18 protein-coding genes are annotated in these 17,595 nt (G+C 59.7%); 5 read left to right on the top strand and 13 right to left on the bottom strand.

Going from position 1 to position 17,595, the window contains the following annotated elements; all coding sequences use genetic code 11:
* Positions 1 to 25: 25 nt before the first annotated feature.
* The 3 genes from GH722_07905 to GH722_07915 all read left to right on the top strand — a co-directional run bounded on the left by GH722_07905 (position 26) and on the right by GH722_07915 (position 2,923).
* Positions 26 to 724, top strand: coding sequence for a hypothetical protein (locus tag GH722_07905; GenBank protein ID MRG71688.1), 699 nt, complete (start codon positions 26 to 28; stop codon positions 722 to 724).
* A gap of 100 nt (positions 725 to 824) precedes the next feature.
* On the top strand, positions 825 to 2,291 hold the full coding sequence (locus GH722_07910) for a cobyric acid synthase (protein ID MRG71689.1): 1,467 nt from the start codon (positions 825 to 827) through the stop codon (positions 2,289 to 2,291).
* 74 nt (positions 2,292 to 2,365) lie between these two features.
* Positions 2,366 to 2,923 (top strand): hypothetical protein, encoded by a 558-nt coding sequence (locus GH722_07915; GenBank protein MRG71690.1) that lies wholly within the window; start codon positions 2,366 to 2,368, stop codon positions 2,921 to 2,923.
* 27 nt (positions 2,924 to 2,950) lie between these two features.
* Here GH722_07915 and GH722_07920 read toward each other — a convergent pair whose 3' ends face one another.
* Positions 2,951 to 3,400, bottom strand: a complete 450-nt coding sequence (locus tag GH722_07920) for a hypothetical protein (GenBank protein MRG71691.1) — start codon at positions 3,398 to 3,400, stop codon at positions 2,951 to 2,953.
* Entirely contained in the window at positions 3,397 to 4,035 is a 639-nt protein-coding gene (locus GH722_07925; GenBank protein ID MRG71692.1) for a hypothetical protein, read from the bottom strand. The genes GH722_07920 and GH722_07925 overlap by 4 nt, the downstream gene beginning before the upstream one ends.
* A gap of 121 nt (positions 4,036 to 4,156) precedes the next feature.
* Here GH722_07925 and GH722_07930 point away from each other — a divergent pair, with 121 nt between their 5' ends.
* Entirely contained in the window at positions 4,157 to 4,675 is a 519-nt protein-coding gene (locus GH722_07930; protein ID MRG71693.1) for a hypothetical protein, read from the top strand.
* 109 nt (positions 4,676 to 4,784) lie between these two features.
* Positions 4,785 to 5,966 carry an FAD-dependent oxidoreductase gene (locus GH722_07935; protein MRG71694.1) on the top strand — a complete coding sequence of 394 codons (1,182 nt, stop codon included), beginning with the start codon at positions 4,785 to 4,787 and terminating at the stop codon, positions 5,964 to 5,966.
* A gap of 22 nt (positions 5,967 to 5,988) precedes the next feature.
* On the opposite strand, the gene GH722_07940 is transcribed toward GH722_07935, so the two are convergent.
* The 11 genes from GH722_07940 to GH722_07990 form a co-directional block, all read right to left on the bottom strand.
* Complete coding sequence (locus GH722_07940) at positions 5,989 to 7,620, bottom strand: AMP-binding protein (GenBank protein MRG71695.1); 1,632 nt, start codon at positions 7,618 to 7,620, stop codon at positions 5,989 to 5,991.
* Positions 7,617 to 8,600 carry an agmatinase gene (gene speB, locus GH722_07945; protein MRG71696.1) on the bottom strand — a complete coding sequence of 328 codons (984 nt, stop codon included), beginning with the start codon at positions 8,598 to 8,600 and terminating at the stop codon, positions 7,617 to 7,619. The genes GH722_07940 and speB overlap by 4 nt, the downstream gene beginning before the upstream one ends.
* 75 nt (positions 8,601 to 8,675) lie before the next feature.
* The gene (locus GH722_07950; GenBank protein ID MRG71697.1) at positions 8,676 to 9,011 is read right to left on the bottom strand and encodes a tRNA-binding protein; all 336 of its coding nucleotides are present in this window, start codon (positions 9,009 to 9,011) and stop codon (positions 8,676 to 8,678) included.
* A gap of 7 nt (positions 9,012 to 9,018) precedes the next feature.
* Positions 9,019 to 9,873 (bottom strand): alpha/beta hydrolase fold domain-containing protein, encoded by an 855-nt coding sequence (locus tag GH722_07955; protein ID MRG71698.1) that lies wholly within the window; start codon positions 9,871 to 9,873, stop codon positions 9,019 to 9,021.
* Between the two features lie 13 nt (positions 9,874 to 9,886).
* Entirely contained in the window at positions 9,887 to 10,276 is a 390-nt protein-coding gene (locus GH722_07960) for a RidA family protein (GenBank protein MRG71699.1), read from the bottom strand.
* Positions 10,277 to 10,294: 18 nt separating this feature from the next.
* Positions 10,295 to 11,935: an AMP-binding protein gene (locus GH722_07965; GenBank protein MRG71700.1), complete on the bottom strand. Its 1,641-nt coding sequence runs from the start codon at positions 11,933 to 11,935 to the stop codon at positions 10,295 to 10,297.
* Positions 11,932 to 13,128: an acyl-CoA dehydrogenase gene (locus tag GH722_07970; GenBank protein MRG71701.1), complete on the bottom strand. Its 1,197-nt coding sequence runs from the start codon at positions 13,126 to 13,128 to the stop codon at positions 11,932 to 11,934. Before GH722_07970 ends, GH722_07965 begins: the two co-directional genes overlap by 4 nt.
* Positions 13,129 to 13,130: 2 nt before the next feature.
* Entirely contained in the window at positions 13,131 to 13,934 is an 804-nt protein-coding gene (locus tag GH722_07975; GenBank protein MRG71702.1) for an enoyl-CoA hydratase family protein, read from the bottom strand.
* A 5-nt stretch (positions 13,935 to 13,939) separates the two neighbouring features.
* Entirely contained in the window at positions 13,940 to 14,434 is a 495-nt protein-coding gene (locus GH722_07980) for a MarR family transcriptional regulator (protein MRG71703.1), read from the bottom strand.
* A gap of 2 nt (positions 14,435 to 14,436) precedes the next feature.
* Positions 14,437 to 15,201 carry an SDR family NAD(P)-dependent oxidoreductase gene (locus tag GH722_07985; GenBank protein MRG71704.1) on the bottom strand — a complete coding sequence of 255 codons (765 nt, stop codon included), beginning with the start codon at positions 15,199 to 15,201 and terminating at the stop codon, positions 14,437 to 14,439.
* Positions 15,198 to 17,495 (bottom strand): bifunctional salicylyl-CoA 5-hydroxylase/oxidoreductase, encoded by a 2,298-nt coding sequence (locus GH722_07990; GenBank protein ID MRG71705.1) that lies wholly within the window; start codon positions 17,493 to 17,495, stop codon positions 15,198 to 15,200. Before GH722_07990 ends, GH722_07985 begins: the two co-directional genes overlap by 4 nt.
* Between the last annotated feature and the right edge of the window lie 100 nt (positions 17,496 to 17,595).

The following is a 17,595-nucleotide window of genomic DNA, read 5'->3' on the forward strand; positions in this document are numbered from 1 at the left end:
GAATGGATATTAACGCGGGTGGCTCATGAATAATCTGATGCGGCGCAGTCTGGTAGCGGTAGGTTTGTCGCTGGCGGTTTTTTCAATGGTCGCGGGGTTTCGTCCCGTTGCTGCTCATGCGGAATCCTCCGGTCAGGAAGTGGTTCAGAAATCCCTGCTGACGGTTGAGAAATTTCTGGCTGACCGGGATTATCGCAGCCTTCATGAACAGCTGGGGCGGGCCAAGGGCGTGCTGATTGTTCCCGGCTTGCTGAAAGCCGGTTTTATCTTTGGTGCGGAATTCGGCAATGGTGTGTTGCTGGCCCGTGACGATACGGGCAAATGGAGCTACCCGGCGTTTTACACTCTCGGTGCGGGCAGTCTCGGCTTTCAGGCCGGGGTAGAAAGTTCCGAGGTCATGTTTCTGATCATGAATCAGCAGGGTCTCGAAGCTGTCATCAATCATCAGGTCAAGCTGGGGGCCGATGTCTCCATCGCAATCGGCCCGGTTGGCGCAGGCGCGGAAGCGTCGACCACCACCAGTCTTGGTGCAGATATCATTTCCTATTCCAAGGCGGTCGGCCTGTTTGGCGGCGCGGCCTTTGAAGGCGCTGTCATCGGTTCGCGGGCGTCCTGGAATGAGGAATATTACGGTCGTCCGGTCACGGCGGAAACCATCGTGATCGAACAGCTGGCCCAGAACCCGGCAGCAGATGAGCTGCGCAAGGCGCTTGATCTGCGCTGACCCCGGCTGTTTTCCTGCTTTTTCTGCCACAGACTGACCCGACTTGCCGGCTGACCGGCGGCAGTGAACAGAGTCCCTGAACCGACCGGATATCGTCCGAATGTCCAGAACCGCAGCAGTGATGTTTCAGGGCACCGGCTCGGATGTCGGCAAGTCGTTGCTGGTGGCCGGCCTTTGCCGCGCCCTGACAATGCGCGGTCTCAGGGTTCGCCCCTTCAAACCACAGAACATGTCGAACAATGCGGCGGTGACGTCTGATGGTGGCGAGATTGGCCGCGCGCAGGCATTGCAGGCCCGGGCCTGCGGGGTCGCGGCATCGGTTCATATGAATCCGGTACTGCTGAAGCCGCAGTCGGATGTGGGCTCGCAGGTTATTATACAGGGTCGGGTTTTCGGAAATGCCCGTGCCCGTGATTACTATGATCTGAAACCGCAATTACTGCCGCGTATCCTCGACAGTTTTCAGCGGATGCAGGATGAGGCAGACATAGTCCTGATTGAAGGTGCGGGATCCCCGGCGGAAGTCAATCTGCGGGCGGGTGATGTGGCCAATATGGGCTTTGCCGAAGCCGCGGATATTCCGGTTGTTCTGATCGGCGATATCGAACGCGGCGGGGTGATTGCCTCGATTGTCGGCACACAGCAACTTCTGCCGCAGGCAGAGCGTGACCGGATCGCAGGCTATATCATCAACAAGTTCAGGGGTGATGTCAGCCTGTTCGATTCCGCCATCGACATCATCGGCCAGCATACGGGCAAACCCTGTTTCGGGGTTGTGCCCTTCTTTGCCGCCGCCTCACGTCTGCCGGCAGAAGATGCGGCTTCCCTGTCATCTCCCGCAGTCGGGAAAGACGCGCTGATCCGGGTTGCGGTGCCCCGGCTGTCGCGGATCGCCAATTTCGATGATCTCGACCCGCTAACGGCTGAACCGGCTGTTGCGCTGACCATCGTTCAGCCCGGCGACGTTATTCCGGCGGAAACGGATCTGGTGCTGCTGCCCGGTTCCAAGGCGACAATGGCTGACCTGCGTGACCTCCGGCATAATGGCTGGGATATCGATATTCTGGCTCATGTCCGGCGTGGTGGTGCCGTCATCGGGCTTTGTGCCGGTTATCAGATGCTGGGCCAGAGCGTCAGCGACCCGGACGGTATCGAAGGTCCGGCAGGACGTGAGCCGGGACTTGGTCTGCTGGATGTCGAGACGGTGATCGGCGGTGACAAGGCACTGGTTGCACGTACGGCGACGCATCTGGCCACCGGTTTGCCGGTCACCGGCTACGAGATGCATATGGGCCGGACAAGCGGCCCGGACTGTGCCCGCCCGGTGCTGACTTTCAGTGATGGCCGCAATGACGGTGCCGTCAGTGCCGACGGACTGGTTTCCGGCTGCTATCTGCACGGTCTGTTTGCCGGGGATGACTGCCGGGCAGACATCCTGCGCCGGCTGAACCCGGCAATCCGGTCGACGGTCAGATATGATCAGGAAGTAGAGCAAACCCTTGATGCGCTTGCCCGGCATCTGGAGTCTTCACTGGATCTGGACGGGCTTCTGGCAGCGGCCAGATAGGGTTTCCCGAGCGAAGTTTTGAGTCTTCGGACCATTTATCGCATAGTCCGCGCAATAACAGACAGGAGACTTATGTGAGTGATGAGACAGCCAACGCTGGAACGGATGCGGAATATCGTGAATCCCTGAGGAAGCAACTGGAGGAACATATTCTCCGTTTGTCGGTTGTGGCTTCGGTCGTACATCGGGACGGGCCAAAGGGCGTAACGCCGGAAGCCCTGAAGGAATTCGTCAAGGGCGGGCTGCCCGTTTATCCCAATCATGGCGTCTATGCGTCGGGTCTCGGCTTCTTTCTGGGGGCACGTACCCTGAAGCTGGAGGCGGAAGATGCGATCATGTTCGGGGCAGAACTGTCCTTCGGCATGTATCAGCGTCTCGGCCTGCCGGCAGAGCGCGCCGAAGCTTCCGTGCATGAGTCTCTGGACGGCCTGATCGAGGCGCTGGAAGATCTGCATGACAAGCAGGAAGCAGGCAAGGGGCAGGGACAACTCAGTGATGCCCAGGCGGTTGCCCTGTTTACACAGGTTGTGGCCAGCCGGATCATCGCCAGCCTGACCGGCCGGAAGGATGATCCGTTCCAGCCGACAGATGACGAAATTCAGGAATTTGCCCGTCTGGTGGTTGTGAGCTGAGACAGGTACCGGCCCGGAGATTCCGGGTCAGTTTCTCAGAAACTGGGTGTGACAGGTGGTGCAGGTCTGAACGACTTCGGACAGCGCCGCCTTCACCGCAGGACGGGCGCCGCCCATGCGACGGGCGGCAACAAAGCCCTTGTCTGACTGCCGCTGGGCCTCGGTGAACAGCCGGTCAAAATTCCGGCGCAACTGCCAGATGACCGGACTTGCCCGCCCGCCATGGGATGCCCGGCTGTTGGGGAACAGGCGGCTGACGCTCTTCAACACTTCAGTCATGATGTAGAACTGCTCGGCGACCTCGCGGGGCCGGTAGGCGGCGGGGTCGGCTGATTCCAGCACAAGCAGCCGGTTCACGCTGTTCTGCAGCAATTGCATACCCTGTTGCCGGGTCTCCACGACACTCTGCGCGGTGGCTGTGCCAGCCGAAACCAGCAGACAGATTGCCAGTATCAGGGTTCGTCCCGGCAGCGTCATTGCGACAGGGCGTCAGCCATCAGCTGAACGTGAGCAGCAATCTGATCAATACCACCTTCGCCGCCGGTCCAGGCAATCTTGCCATCCCGGTCCAGATCGACACCGGTCATCAGTTGCAGGGACAGGTCACGCATCTTGAGCACCAGCGGTGCGGCCACATGCGGGTCCGGGGCCCGGATGATGCTGTCAGCCAGCGCCCGGATGGTGTCTGCGCGGGTCATGCTGTCGGATGCCGCCGCCGCGACATGGGCTGCGTGCATCTTCACGCCCTCCGTCGCATCCTCGGCGCCGGCCGCCCGCCCGACGGCAAGTGACAGCCCGGCCAGCCCCTTTTTCAGTCCGTAGCCCAGCCCGCGACCATTGAATGCCGGTTCCGGTTCGATAGCATGAATGACATGGCGTGCCTGTGTCCTCATCCAGTCCAGATCATCGGTCTTGCTGGCGGCATATCGTGCATGACGTTCAACATTACGGGCTTCGCCATAAACCGTTGCCAGCAGCCCCTGACCGCCGGGGGTATCCGGTGCCCGGGTCTGGATCATCATCAGCGCGCTGGCTGCACCGGTGGCGGCGGCAACACCGGGAAGGGTCAGGGCCAGACAGGTCACGGCGGCACAGAGGCGGAGGTAATACACGGTCGGACTCCTGTTGTCGTTTTGAGTACCCCATCAAACATTGCAAAACCTGAAAAGCTGCAAAGGACCGGGTGAATAAATTAATCGTGATACCAAACTAGACTGAAACTCCTGTAATTACATGGACTGCTGTTTTTTTGCAGTCAGGATAACAAAAGAATCAAACAGAGAGGCTCTCCCGATGTTCACGTTTCAGAAAACTGCGGCAGTTTTGATCGCTGCTTCTACCCTGTTGCTCGGTGCCACCGCGGCCAGCGCTTCGGGCGAAGATGACATCAAATACCGGCAGACAAACTACAAGGCTGTTGGGGCTCATATGGGGGCGATGGCGGCTATTCTCAAAGGTGAGGTCGCACATAAGGACCAGCTTGCCGGCCATGCTGATGCGCTGGCCATGATCGCCGCGAATGCCCCCAGCCTGTTCCCGGAAGGATCTGGTCCTGATGCGGGTGAGACCAAGGCAAAAGCGGAAATCTGGAGCGATCCGGAAGGCTTCAAGAAAGTGCTCGCAGGATTTGACACAGCTGCCGCCAATGCAGCGGCAGCCGCGAAGACCGGTGACATGGCTGCCTTTGGTGCGGCCTTCAAGCAGCTGGGCGGTGCCTGTGGTGCCTGCCATAAAGCTTATCGGGAAAAATAGACAGAATATTGCCGGCACTTCCGGTTCTGTCCGGAAGTGCCGGATGATCTTACGGGATATATGACGCCGCGCGGATTGATTTCTGTCGCGGCGTTGTCATGATCAGATCATGAAACAGTCTGTCGATATCGCTATTGTGGGCGGAGGCGTCATAGGCAGTGCGATTGCCTGGTTCCTGACGCAGGCTCCTGACCCGCCGACAGTTGCCCTGATCGAGAAAGACCGCTGTTTCACACAGGCCAGCACTACCCTTTCCGTTGGCGGGATCCGGCAACAGTTCTCCACCGCTGAAAATATCGCAATGTCACTCTATGCCGCCCGGTTTGTCCGGGATGCCGGGATTTTGCTGGCGGTCGGGAATGAGCAGCCGGAAGTGACGTTCCGGGAAAATGGCTATCTGATGCTGGCGAGTGCGGCAGGTGAAGATATTCTTCGCTGTAATACGGCACTTCAGCAATCGATGGGTGCGGATATTGGGCTGCTGTCACCAGACGAAATCAGTATCCGTTTTCCCTGGCTTTCACCGGCGGGGCTGGCTGCCGGCGCGCTTGGACAAAGCGGCGAAGGCTGGATCGATCCGGCCAGCCTGCTACAGGCCTTCCGGCGCAAAGCCCGCGAACAGGGGGCGCTGCTGATAGACGACAGGGTGATCGGCATCGAACAGGCGGCGGGCCGGGTGAACGGGGTGTCCCTGGCGTCTGGTGACGTGATCCGGTGTGGCGAGGTGGTTATTGCCGCCGGCCCGGACAGTGGCACGGTTGCCCGCCTTGCCGGTGCGGATATTCCGGTGGAGCCGCGTCGTCGTCAGGTTTTCGTCATCGATGCCCGGCAGGAAATCCCGGACTGCCCGCTGGTAGTTGATCCCGCCGGTGTTTATTTCCGGCCTGAGGGGAAATATTTTATCTGTGGCAAGTCACCGGATGCGGCAGATGACCCGCCGGGCTGGCGCGTTGAGGATCCGGTTGATTACCGCCAGTTCGAGGAAGATATCTGGCCTGTCCTTGCCGAACGCGCGCCGTTGTTCGAGGCGGTGAAGGTGATCAATGCCTGGGTCGGGCATTATGATTATAATCCGGTCGACCAGAATGCTGTCCTCGGGCTGGTTCCGGAATTCGAAAATCTGCACGTCGCCTCCGGTTTCAGCGGCCACGGCCTGCAACAGGCTCCGGCGGTCGGCCGTGCCATGGCGGAACTGCTGCTGACGGGCGGTTTCCAGTCACTTGACCTGTCACGCTTTTCGCCAGCCCGGTTCCGGAGACAGGATCTCGTGCTGGAAAGGAACGTCGTCTAGTTATCTGGTCGGTCCGGTATTTTTACGACAGCTCCAGTACCCGTTCCCGCAGCACAAATTTCTGGATCTTCCCGGTTGATGTTTTGGGCAGCGGGCCGAAGATGACGGTCTTTGGGGCCTTGAAGCGGGCCATCTTGCTCTGACAGAAAGCAATCACATCGGCGTCTGTTACCGGCCCGGCCTCTTCCCGCAGGGTGACGAAGGCGCAGGGCGTTTCCCCCCATTTTTCATCAGGGCGGGCGACAACGGCGGCCTCCATGATGTCCGGATGTTTGTAGAGAACTTCTTCGATTTCCAGTGAGGAGATGTTCTCGCCACCGGAAATAATGATGTCCTTTGAGCGATCCTTGACCTCGATATAGCCATTGGGATGGGTGACGGCCAGATCGCCGGTATGGAACCAGCCGCCGGCAAGGGCTGCTTCTGTTGCATCCGGATTCTTCAGATACCCCTTCATCACCGCATTGCCGCGAATGAACATTTCACCGATCTGCTGACCGTCCCAGGGCACTTCGGTGAAGGTCTCCGGATCAAAGACCCGCACATCTTCAAAGGCGACGGTCTGTACGCCCTGCCGCGACATCATGACCGCCCGGTCATCGATATCGAGGTCATCCCATTCCGGCTGCCAGACGCAGACTGTCGACGGGCCGTAGGTTTCTGTCAGGCCATAGAGATGCGAGACACTGAAACCCATCTTTTCCATTGATGAGATGATGGCGCTTGGGGGTGCCGCACCACCTGTCGCCACCTTGACGGTATGACCGAAGCTGCGTTTCACCGCAGCCGGAGCATGGACCAGCATGTTCAGGACAATCGGTGCTCCGCACATATTGGTAACCTGCTCGTCGACAATCAGCCGGAAGATTTCTTTCGGATCAACGGCCCGCAGGCAGACATGCGTTGCCCCGGCAAAGGTAACCGCCCAGGTACAGGTCCAGCCATTGCAGTGGAACATCGGCAGGGTCCACAGATAGGTGCTGCGGTCATTCAGTTCGAACGCGAAGGCGTTGCTGACCGAATTCAGATAGGCCCCGCGATGATGATAGACCACGCCCTTCGGATTACCGGTCGTGCCGGAGGTATAGTTCAGGCTGATGGCCTGCCATTCGTCTTCCGGCAGGGTGACCGGATAATCCGGATCGGCGGCGGCCAGCATTGCCTCATATTCGCCGGTTCCGATGAGGTCGCCCGGTCCGGTATATTCCGGGTCGTCATAATCAATGACGATGGGGCGGGCCGTGGTCAGCGACAGGGCCTCACGCGCAACCGCAGACAGGGCGCGGTCGACGATGAACATCTTCGCTTCGGAATGTTCCAGAATGAAAGCAATCGTCGCCGCATCCAGTCTGGTATTGATGGCATTCAGTACGGCACCGGCCATTGGAATGCCGTAATGGGATTCCAGCAGGCAGGGCGTGTTCATTGCCAGTACACTGACGGCATCACCACGGCCAATGCCCCGTGCGGACAAGGCAGAGGCAAACCGCCGGCAGCGGTCAAGCATCTGGCTGTAGGTAATGCGGATCCGGCCATGAATGATGGCGGCTTTATCCGGATAGACCATGGCGGACCGGCGCAGGAAGCTGATGGGTGACAGCGGTAAATGGTTGGCCGCGTTCTGTCCGAGTGATTGTTCAAAGATATCCGTCATTCCGATGAGCTCTTGCCTGCCCTGAGTTTGCGTTCGTGAAAGATGAAGCCGAGAAAATTCATCAGCAACTGTGCGGCGAGAATGCCGGTGATGCCGGACGGGTCGTAAGCCGGTGCTACCTCGACCAGATCCATACCGACCACGTCGCCCTGCTTTGTCAGCCCCTGAAGAATTTCGAGGACTTCATAATACTGGAAGCCACCATGGCTGGGTGTGCCGGTTCCCGGAGCGATAGACGGATCGAACCCGTCGATATCGATGGTGACGTAATAGCGGACATTCTTCGGGATCCGGTCCAGAACGCCCTGCGGTCCGAGTCTGCGCACATCGCGGACGGACAGAATGTCGGATCCGGCATCGCGTGCGGCGTCATAATCTGACCGGTTCGACGAGGATACATTGCGGATACCCATCTGGGTCATGCCGGTGACATGGACCATTTCGGAGGCCCGGCGCAGCGGATTGCCATGGCCATAGCGCACGCCATGCCGTTCATCGACGAAATCAAGATGGGCATCGAAATGGATGATATGAACCGGTTCCTGACCGGCATAGGCCGCCATGCAGGGGGCATGAACCGCATGATCGCCGCCAAGAATGACCGGCAGGGCACCCGCTTCGAGAATTTTACGCACCGCGAATTCCGTGTTCGCGTGGCTTTGCATTGTATCGGTATGGACGATGTCGGCATCCCCGACATCAACAATCCTGACCTCGCCATCCGGCAGATAGACCACGTCGTCCTCGAAGTCATAGGCACCGGCATGGCCGAAGGAGAACAGGGTCGATGCCTCGCGGATGGCACGCGGGCCAAACCGGGCACCGGACCGGTACTGGGTTCCCATGTCATAGGGCACACCGAGCACGGCCACGTCGGCGTCGATCTTGTCCCAGTCGGTGAGCGGCGGGGATTTTGCAAAGGTGCAATGCCCGACAAAGGGCAGGTTCAGCCGTCCCTTCTCATAGCTGTTATCTGACATCGGCCTCCCCCTGATATCGCATTGCCGGTATGCTGACGGCAAACGCCTATGCCAGCAAGCACCGGATCGGAGAAATCAGTGGAGCCGCCCGCCGTTCGGAATTTTCCGGTCCGGTGCAATCAGCACAATGGCACCGGAGTCATCGGGGAAGCCCAGAACCAGACATTCCGACATGAACTTGCCGATCTGCTTTGGCGGAAAGTTGACGACGGCTGCAACCTGACGGCCAATCAGACTTTCCGGCGTATAATGCACGGTGATCTGTGCCGAGGTTTTCCGGGTGCCAATCTCCTCGCCAAAATCGATCCAGAGCTTGATCGCAGGCTTTCGGGCTTCCGGATAAGGTTCGGCCTGAATGACCGTTCCAACGCGGATATCGGTTTTCAGAAAATCATCAAATGACAGGGACATGGTTCGGTTACCTCTGGGAGTCGATCATCGAGAGTATCGGCCCGTTCATGTCAAAGGCGCTTTCGACAACCGAAAAATGGTTGGTTCCGGGAAGGGAGCTTTTGGTTATATGGGCGCCGGAGGCGGCCCAGCTGGCAGTGAAATCATCCGACTGCCGGTGATATTCCGGGCTTTCATCCCCGCCGACGACGCAACTGATGCTGGCACGGGTACGGGGCGGCATGAAGATCGGACTGTTTTCTTCAGCGGAGTCTGCGGTCATCCGGACGGCGTCATTGATCGGGGTGTGGATGATCGGTTCCAGCTCGTACAGACCGCTGATCAGGACGGCACCGGAAATCGGATGGTTGGGAAGCCCGGGGTCGTAGGCTGACCAGTCTGTGGCACAGAGTACGGCACCCAGATGACCACCGGCTGAATGCCCGGAAATCGACAGGCGGCTGGAATCAACCCCAAGCGTCTGGCCGGATTTCAGCAAAAAGGCGACGCATCTGCGTACCTGCCCGACGATATCCGAAATCGTCACATCCGGGCAGAGCCCGTAACTCATAACGGCGACAGCAGCCCCGTGATCGTTCAGGCCTTCGGCAATGAAGCTGAAATTCTTGCGGCCCATTGCCTGCCAGTAGCCGCCGTGAATGAACAGGTGCAGGGGCGGATTCTCGGCATCTGGCAAGAACAGATCGAGCTTTTCCGCATCCGACCGGCCATAGGAGATGTCCGGGACATATTTCGGGGCGCGCTTGCGGTAATCCTCGCTCCAGTCGTCCCAGGTCGCAAAAAAATCCTGATGGTCGGGCACCAGACCACGGTTGTTGTATTGCCGGACCAGTTCGGTTTTCGCCAGATCGCGCCAGCCCATCGGCACTGCTCCTTCAGGGAATCACTGCGGTCGTCTCAATCTCGATCTGCGCACGATCCTCCATCAGAGCCGAAACCTCAACCACCGCCATTGCCGGATAGTTGCGTCCCATCAGGTCACGCCAGGCCTGTCCGATCTGTTTCAGATTGCTGAGATAGGCCGGCTTGTCCGTGATGAACCAGGTCATCCGGACGACATGCTCCGGTCCGGCCCCGCCGGCTTTCAGCACGGCGAGCGTGTTTTCCAGCGTCTGGCGAAACTGCGCGGCGAAGTCATCAGTCTCGAACAGGCCTTCCGGGGTCCAGCCGATCTGACCGGCGACAAAGATGATTTCACCAGAGGCCTTGATGCCGTTGGCGTAACCGCGCGGCTGTGGCCAGCCTTCGGGTAACAGGGTCTTCATACGGATAGTCTCCTTAACTTATTCCTTGCCCTCGGCCATCTGGCGCAGACGGAACCGCTGGACCTTGCCGGTTTCAGTGCGGGGCAGGGCTGGCAGAAACTCGATGGCGCGGGGATATTTATAGGGGGCGATGGCATTTTTCACATAATCTTGCATATGCTTCACCAGTTCCGGCGACGGGAACTGGCCTTCGCGCAGCACCACATAGGCTTTGACGATATGGCCGCGGGCCGCGTCGGGGGCGGCAACCACCCCGCATTCAGCGACAGCATCATGAGACAGCAGCGCCTCTTCGACCTCCGGCCCGGAAATGTTGTAGCCTGAAGAAATGATCATGTCGTCGGCCCGGGCGGCAAAGCGGAAGAAACCGTCCTCATCCTGCAGGAACGCATCCCCCGTCAGGTTCCAGCCATCCCGGACATAGTTCTTCTGCCGGTCATCGGCCAGATAACGGCAACCGGTCGGTCCCCGTACCGCCAGCTTGCCGACTTCGCCACGCGGCATTTCATTCATATTGTCATCGACGATCATCGCTTCATATCCGGGTACCGGCATGCCGGTTACGCCGGGCCGGACCATTTCCTCAGGGAAGCTGATGAAGATATGCAGCATCTCGGTAGCACCCATGCCATCCATGATCCCGATGCCGGTGGCGCGTTTCCAGTCTTCATGGATGGGGACCGGCAGGGTTTCCCCGGCAGAGATGCATTTGCGCAGCGAGGTCAGGGCAAAATCCTGGCTGAGATCGGTCATGACCCGGTAGGCAGTGGGTGCGGTGAAACAGATGGTGGCCCGGAAGTCATCAATCGCAGCAGCCAGAACCGGTGGTGATGCCTTCTCCAGCAACACCGTTGCCGCGCCGACATGCATCGGAAAGGTCACCAGTCCGCCAAGGCCAAAGGTAAAGGCAATGGGCGGTGAGCCGATGAAAATGTCGGTCACGCCGGGGCGCAGCATCTTCGTGCAGTAAGCATCGTTGATGATCATGACGTCACGGTGGAAATGCATCGTACCTTTCGGCAGCCCGGTCGTGCCGGACGTAAAGGCGATCAGGACGACATCTTCGGCAGCGGTTTGTACGGTATCGAAGTTCGGCGACTTATCGGACATCAGCCGTTCCAGTTCGGCGCCCGCCCCCGGTTCGCCGGAGCCGTTGAAATAGCAGATGCGCTGTAGCCGGCTGGTCAGCGCAGGGGTTTTTTCCATTTCCTCAGACAGGCGTTCATCGCAAAGGGCGAAATCAATCTCTGCCTTGTCGATGATGACCGAGAGTTCTTTCGCACGCAGCAGCGGCATGGTGGCAACGACAATGCCGCCGGCTTTGGCGATGGCAAACCAGCAGGCGACGAACATCGGGTTGTTGGCGGCGCGGATCAGCACCCGGTTGCCCGGCTTCAGGCCCAGCTCATCCACCAGCACGTGAGCGATCCGGTTCGCCCGGTCCTGCAGATTGGCATAGGTCCAGGTTTCCCGGGGTGTGTAGAAAACCGGCTTTGGGCCCAGTCCGGCCTGCACCTTGTTATCCAGCAACTCGGTGGCGCAGTTAAGGCGTTCGGGATATTTCAGCCCGGCTTTCGCCAGATCCATGACCGGCCACTGATCTGGCGGCGGCAGGTTGTCGCGGGCGAATGTGTCGAGATGAGCGGTATAGGCGGTCATGCGGCACCTCCGGACTGTGAAGCTGCTGAATGGTTGCTGAGTGTCTGCCGGGCAATCACGACCTGCTGAATCTCTGATGCCCCCTCATAGATCCGCAAGGCCCGGACGTCGCGATAGAGCCGTTCCACCGGATTACCGGCGACCACGCCATGCCCGCCCATGATCTGCACCGCCTGATCGACAACCTTCTGCGCCTCTTCCGTGGCAAACAGCTTGGCCATCGAGGCTTCGCGGGTGACCCGCTCGGCACCGTTATCCTTGGTCCAGGCCGCCCGGTAGACCATCAGGGCGGCCGCATCGACGGAGACCGCCATATCCGCGATCTTGCCCTGAACCATCTGCAATTCGGCCATCGGTGCGCCAAACAGTTCGCGGGATGACGCCCGGTCCAGTGCTTCATCCAGGGCACGGCGGGCAAAGCCAAGGGCGGCGGCCCCGACGGTGGAGCGAAAGACATCCAGCGTGCCCATGGCGATGCGAAAACCCGCGCCACCTTCGCCAATCATGGCCCCGGCGTCGACCCGGCATTCTTCGAATACCAGCCGGGCCAGCGGATGCGGGGCAGAGACATCAATCCGCCCGGCGATTTTCAGGCCGGGATTATCCGCCTCGACGATGAAAGCCGAGAGGCCACGGGCACCGGGAGCCTCGCCGGTCCGGGCAAAGACGACATACATATCGGCGATACCGCCGTTGGATATCCAGGTCTTCTCACCATTCAGGATAAAGCTGTCGCCATCCCTGACGGCTGTTGTCGCCATGGCGGCGACGTCTGAGCCACCGGCAGGTTCAGACAGGGCAAAGGCGGGAATGGTCTTGCCTGCGGCAATGGCCGGCAGCCAGCGACGGCGCTGGTCATCATTGCCATAAAAACTGATCGGGCCGCCCCCCAGCCCCTGCATGGCAAAGGCGAAGTCCGCGAGACCGTTATGTCGGGCCAGTGTTTCGCGGATCAGGCAGAGGCTGCGGACATCCAGCTTGTCGGAGACCCCGCCCCAGGCGGCCGGAACCGCATGGCGCAACAGACCCTCCGCGGCCATCCGCCGGACCAGTTCACGACAATCATCATCGAGATCGCTGTCACCATGAAGGTTATCGCGCACCTGACTGGCGGCAAAGTCATCAACCTGACCTGCCAGATCACGATGTCTGTCTTCAAAGAACGGCCAGTTGAGGAAGCTCTGGTCCGCCATGGTCAGTTCCCCTCGAAGACCGGTTTCTGTTTCGCGGCAAAGGCCTCGAACGCCCGGGTAAAGTCGTCGGTCTGCATGCAGATGGCCTGTGCTTGTGCTTCGGCCTCAATCGCCTGATCAATGGTCATCGACCATTCCTGATTCAGCATGGTCTTGGTGATGCCATGGGCAAAGGTCGGGCCTTCGTTCAGCCGGGCGGCGAAGGCGATGGCTTCATTCAGCAGCTCGTCAGATGGTACCAGCCGGTTGAACCAGCCCCAGCGCTCACCTTCCTCTGCCGACAGGGAGCGCCCGGTAAACAGCAGTTCGGAGGCCCGGCCCTGCCCGATGATCCGGGGCAGGATGGCACAGGCCCCCATGTCACAGCCGGCGAGGCCGACACGGGTGAACAGGAAGGCGGTTTTGGCTGTCGGTGTGCCAAGACGGATATCTGCGGCCATGGCGATACAGCTGCCGGCCCCGGCACAGATACCGTCCAGCGCGGCAATGACCGGCTGCGGGCAGGCGCGAATGGCCTTGATCAGGTCGCCGGTCATCCGGGTGAAGGCCAGCAGGTCTTTCATGTTCATCTTGGTCAGCGGTTCGATGATTTCGAACACATCGCCGCCGGAACAGAAGTTCCCGTCGGCACCGGTGACGACGACCGATTTCACATCATCTGCATAGACCAGATCGCGGAACGTATCGCGCAGTTCGGCATAGCTGTCGAAGGTCAGCGGGTTTTTCTTTTCCGGCCGATTCAGCGTGATGATCGCCACATCACCCTGCATCTGCCATTTGAAATGCCCCGGTTTCAGATCGGCCATCAACATTACGCAGCTCCCTTCCCGATGTTATTTTTCACCGATTTCCGTGCCCGGGATAACAGGTCGGAGAGTTGTCCGATTTCCGTGTCATCCAGCCCGCCCAGCATGTCGGCTACCCAGCCATGATGCTCCCGCGCCATGGTGACGAACTTTTCCCGGCCCTGTTCCGACAGATGAATAACCGAGCTGCGCCGGTCGCCGGGTTTGGCTTCACGGCGGACATCGCCGTCCCGTTCCAGCCGCTCGACAACACCGGTTATATTGCCGTTGGAGACCATCATGCTTTGTGACAATTCCGTCATGGTCAGCCCGTCCGGGGCATCATGCAGGGCGGCCAGCAGGTCGAACTGGGGCAGGGTGACGTTGAAGCGTGACCGCAGCCCGGCCCGCAATTCGCGTTCGATCATGGTCGAGCAGACCAGCATCCGCAGCCAGAGGCGCAGACGATCCCGGTCATGGCCGTCCAGCAGGTCGTAAGATGTCTTGTGATTATCCGGCATGATTACATCACCTCGCCGCCGGCAATGGCGATGGCCTGACCTGTCAGGGCAGACTGCGCCGGATCGGCCAGCCACAGAACGGTGGCAGCGACTTCCTCCGGCTGGATCAGCCGTCCCTGCGGATTGCTGGCTTCCAGATCGGCCCGCGCCTCGCTGGTGCTGCGTCCGGTTTTTGAGGCAATCCTGTCGATGGCTGTGGTGACGATCTCGGTTTCCGTATAGCCCGGACAGACCGCATTGACCGTGATGCCTTTCTTCGCAGTTTCCAGTGCCAGTGAGCGGGTCAGGCCGATCACCGCATGTTTTGACGCGACGTAACCGGAAACATAGGCATAGCCCTTCAGCCCGGCAGTGGAGGCCACGTTGATGATACGGCCCCAGCCACTTTCCAGCATGCCGGGCAGGGCCGCCTGGCTGGCATGGAAAACGCCCATCAGATTGACATCGAGCATGCGGCGGAAGGCATCTTCATCCATTTTGCCGAAGGGCGCGGTCTCGACCGTACCGGCATTGTTGACCAGCACGTCAATCCGGCCGCTGTTGGCCTGTGCCTGACGAAAGGCCTGGGCGACGCTGGTTGCTTTGGAGACATCGCAGGCAATGGCCCGGGTACCGATCAGGCGACCCGCGGCCTGTTCCAGCCGGTCGCGGTCGCGCCCCATGATGGTGACGGTTGCCCGCATTTGCGTCATGGCCTTTGCAACCGCCAGCCCGATACCGGTGCCGCCGCCGGTCACAACAACATGTTTGCCTGCCAGTCCGCTCATATCCTGAATCCCGCTTCCATTTGCTTTTGCAGGTTCCGCTCCATCTGATCACGTCCGCTGAGATAAGGCTTTGGCCAGTCGATACCCCGGAAACCCTGCTGAGCTGCTGCCCGCAGGGTCCAGTTCGGATCGGCCAGATGTGGCCGGGCAAGACAGCAGAGGTCAGCCCGTCCGGCGGCCAGAATGGAATTCACATGGTCGGCTTCAAAAATATTGCCGACGGCCATGGTCGCAATGCCTGTCTCGTTGCGGATCCTGTCGGCGAAAGGGGTCTGGTACATACGCCCGTAGACCTGTTTTGCGTCCGGTGAGGTCTGTCCGGAGGAGACATCAATGATATCGCAGCCGGCTTCCCGCAGCAGACCGGCGATGATGACCGCGTCGTCCGGTGTCAGGCCATCCTGTTCAACCCAGTCATGGGCCGACAGCCGGACAGAAACCGGCTTATCCTCTGGCCAGACATTGCGGATCGCCGTGAAAATTTCCAGCGGGAACCGAAGCCGGTTTTCCAGTGAGCCCCCGTATTCATCGCGGCGGTGGTTGGTCAGCGGGGTGATGAAAGCGGACAGCAGATAGCCATGGGCGCAATGCAGTTCCAGCATGTCGAACCCGGCAGTATCAGCCCGGCGGGCAGCGGCAACGAACTGGCCGCGCACCCTGTCCATATCAGCGCGGTCCATTTCCCGGGGGGTGGCGTTGCCGGCACTCCAGGGCTGGGCAGAAGGGGCCAGCAGGTCCCAGTTTTCACCCTGCGGCAGCGGCTGGTCCATGCCTTCCCAGCCAATCCGGGTCGATCCTTTCGGCCCGGCATGTCCCAGTTGCAGGGCGATCCTTGCACTGCTGTGCCGGTGGACGTAATCCGTAATCCGTTTCCACGCCGTAACATGAGCCTCTGAATAAAGACCGGCACAACCCGGCGTGATCCGGCCTTCGGCGCTGACATCGGTCATTTCGGTGATCACCAGTCCGGCCCCGCCCTGTGCCCGTGATCCGTAATGGACGAGATGAAAATCGTCGACCAGACCATCGGTCGCGGAATACATCGACATGGGCGAGACCACGACCCGGTTGGTCAGGGTCATGCCGCGTAACCGATAGGGGGCGAACATGGGGGGGGTGGGGGTGCTGCTGTCTGTCCGTCTGCCACCGGCATTTGTCAGGAACCAGTCTTCCAGCCGGGCCAGCCAGTCCGGGTCGCGCAGGCGCAGTTCCTCATGGCTGATCCGCTGACTGCGGGTCAGCAGGCCATAATTGAACTGTTCCGGCGACTGGCCGACATAACGTTCCACATGTTCGAACCATTCCGTCGAATTCCGGGCGGCGCTTTGCAGGCGCAGCACCTCGGTCCGCCGGGCATCTTCGTAGTCGGCCAGCGCCTGATCCAGCGGTTTGCCTTCATGCAGGCGGGCGGACAGGTCGATGGCATCTTCCAGCGCCAGCTTGGTGCCGGAACCGATGGAGAAATGGGCGGTATGTGCCGCATCTCCCATCAGGATGATATTCTTATGCCGCCATGTTTCGCAGGATACCCGGTTGAAGTTCAGCCAGGCCGAACCGCGCAGATGGCGGGCATTGCTCATCAGTTTGTGGCCACCCAGCCAGCCGGAGAAAATCTCTTCCAGTTTTGTGATTGTCTCGTCGGTATCCAGCTTGTCGAAGCCAAGTCCGCGCCAGGTTTCCTCTCCGCATTCAACGATGAAGGTCGAGGTTTCCTGATCGAACTGATAGGCGTGTATCCAGATCCAGCCAGCGTCTGTCTGCTCGAAGATAAAGGTAAAGGCATCGAATTTCTGATGGGTTCCGAGCCACATATACTTGTTGGCACGGACATCAATATCCGGACGGAAATGTTCGGCATGGGCGTTGCGGATGCGGCTGTTGACCCCGTCTCCGGCGATGACCAGATCGGCGTCGGCAAAGGTTTCTGTGCCGTCGACCTCGGCCTCGTAACGGATATCGACGCCAAGTTCTGCGGCCCGTGCCTGCAGGATATTCAGAAGCTTCATCCGGCCGATGCCGCAGAAGCCATGCCCGCCGGACCGCTCTACCTGACCCCTGAAATGGGTCTCCACATCGTCCCAGTGATAAAAGTTCTCACCAATGGTTGCTGCGCTGACCGGGTCGGTGTTGCGAAGATTGCCAAGGGTCTGGTCTGACAGGACAACACCCCATCCGAAGGTATCGTCCGGGCGGTTGCGTTCCAGAATGGTGATATCATGTGACGGATCGCGCAGCTTCATCGAAATCGCGAAATAGAGTCCCGCCGGGCCGCCTCCGATACAGATGATCTTCACGTCAGTCCCCCTGTAACACAGATATATTTTAAGCTTAAAATACTTGCTCCGTCAATGAATCCGGAAATTCTCTGAACGACAGAAATATGTCTTTCTTTAC

The sequence above is a fragment of the Alphaproteobacteria bacterium HT1-32 genome (genome assembly GCA_009649675.1).
Classification (GTDB): domain Bacteria; phylum Pseudomonadota; class Alphaproteobacteria; order Rhodospirillales; family HT1-32; genus HT1-32.

Coding starts and splice junctions, on each gene's coding strand:
- GH722_07975 (MRG71702.1), bottom strand. CDS start 13,934: ATGGCCGATCTGAAACCGGGGCATTTCAAATGGCAGATGCAGGGTGAT.
- GH722_07965 (MRG71700.1), bottom strand. CDS start 11,935: ATGACCGCCTATACCGCTCATCTCGACACATTCGCCCGCGACAACCTG.
- GH722_07940 (MRG71695.1), bottom strand. CDS start 7,620: ATGACGGATATCTTTGAACAATCACTCGGACAGAACGCGGCCAACCAT.
- GH722_07985 (MRG71704.1), bottom strand. CDS start 15,201: ATGAGCGGACTGGCAGGCAAACATGTTGTTGTGACCGGCGGCGGCACC.
- GH722_07980 (MRG71703.1), bottom strand. CDS start 14,434: ATGCCGGATAATCACAAGACATCTTACGACCTGCTGGACGGCCATGAC.
- GH722_07960 (MRG71699.1), bottom strand. CDS start 10,276: ATGAAGACCCTGTTACCCGAAGGCTGGCCACAGCCGCGCGGTTACGCC.
- GH722_07905 (MRG71688.1), top strand. CDS start 26: ATGAATAATCTGATGCGGCGCAGTCTGGTAGCGGTAGGTTTGTCGCTG.
- speB (MRG71696.1), bottom strand. CDS start 8,600: ATGTCAGATAACAGCTATGAGAAGGGACGGCTGAACCTGCCCTTTGTC.
- GH722_07950 (MRG71697.1), bottom strand. CDS start 9,011: ATGTCCCTGTCATTTGATGATTTTCTGAAAACCGATATCCGCGTTGGA.
- GH722_07935 (MRG71694.1), top strand. CDS start 4,785: ATGAAACAGTCTGTCGATATCGCTATTGTGGGCGGAGGCGTCATAGGC.
- GH722_07955 (MRG71698.1), bottom strand. CDS start 9,873: ATGGGCTGGCGCGATCTGGCGAAAACCGAACTGGTCCGGCAATACAAC.
- GH722_07910 (MRG71689.1), top strand. CDS start 825: ATGTCCAGAACCGCAGCAGTGATGTTTCAGGGCACCGGCTCGGATGTC.
- GH722_07920 (MRG71691.1), bottom strand. CDS start 3,400: ATGACGCTGCCGGGACGAACCCTGATACTGGCAATCTGTCTGCTGGTT.
- GH722_07970 (MRG71701.1), bottom strand. CDS start 13,128: ATGGCGGACCAGAGCTTCCTCAACTGGCCGTTCTTTGAAGACAGACAT.
- GH722_07930 (MRG71693.1), top strand. CDS start 4,157: ATGGACTGCTGTTTTTTTGCAGTCAGGATAACAAAAGAATCAAACAGA.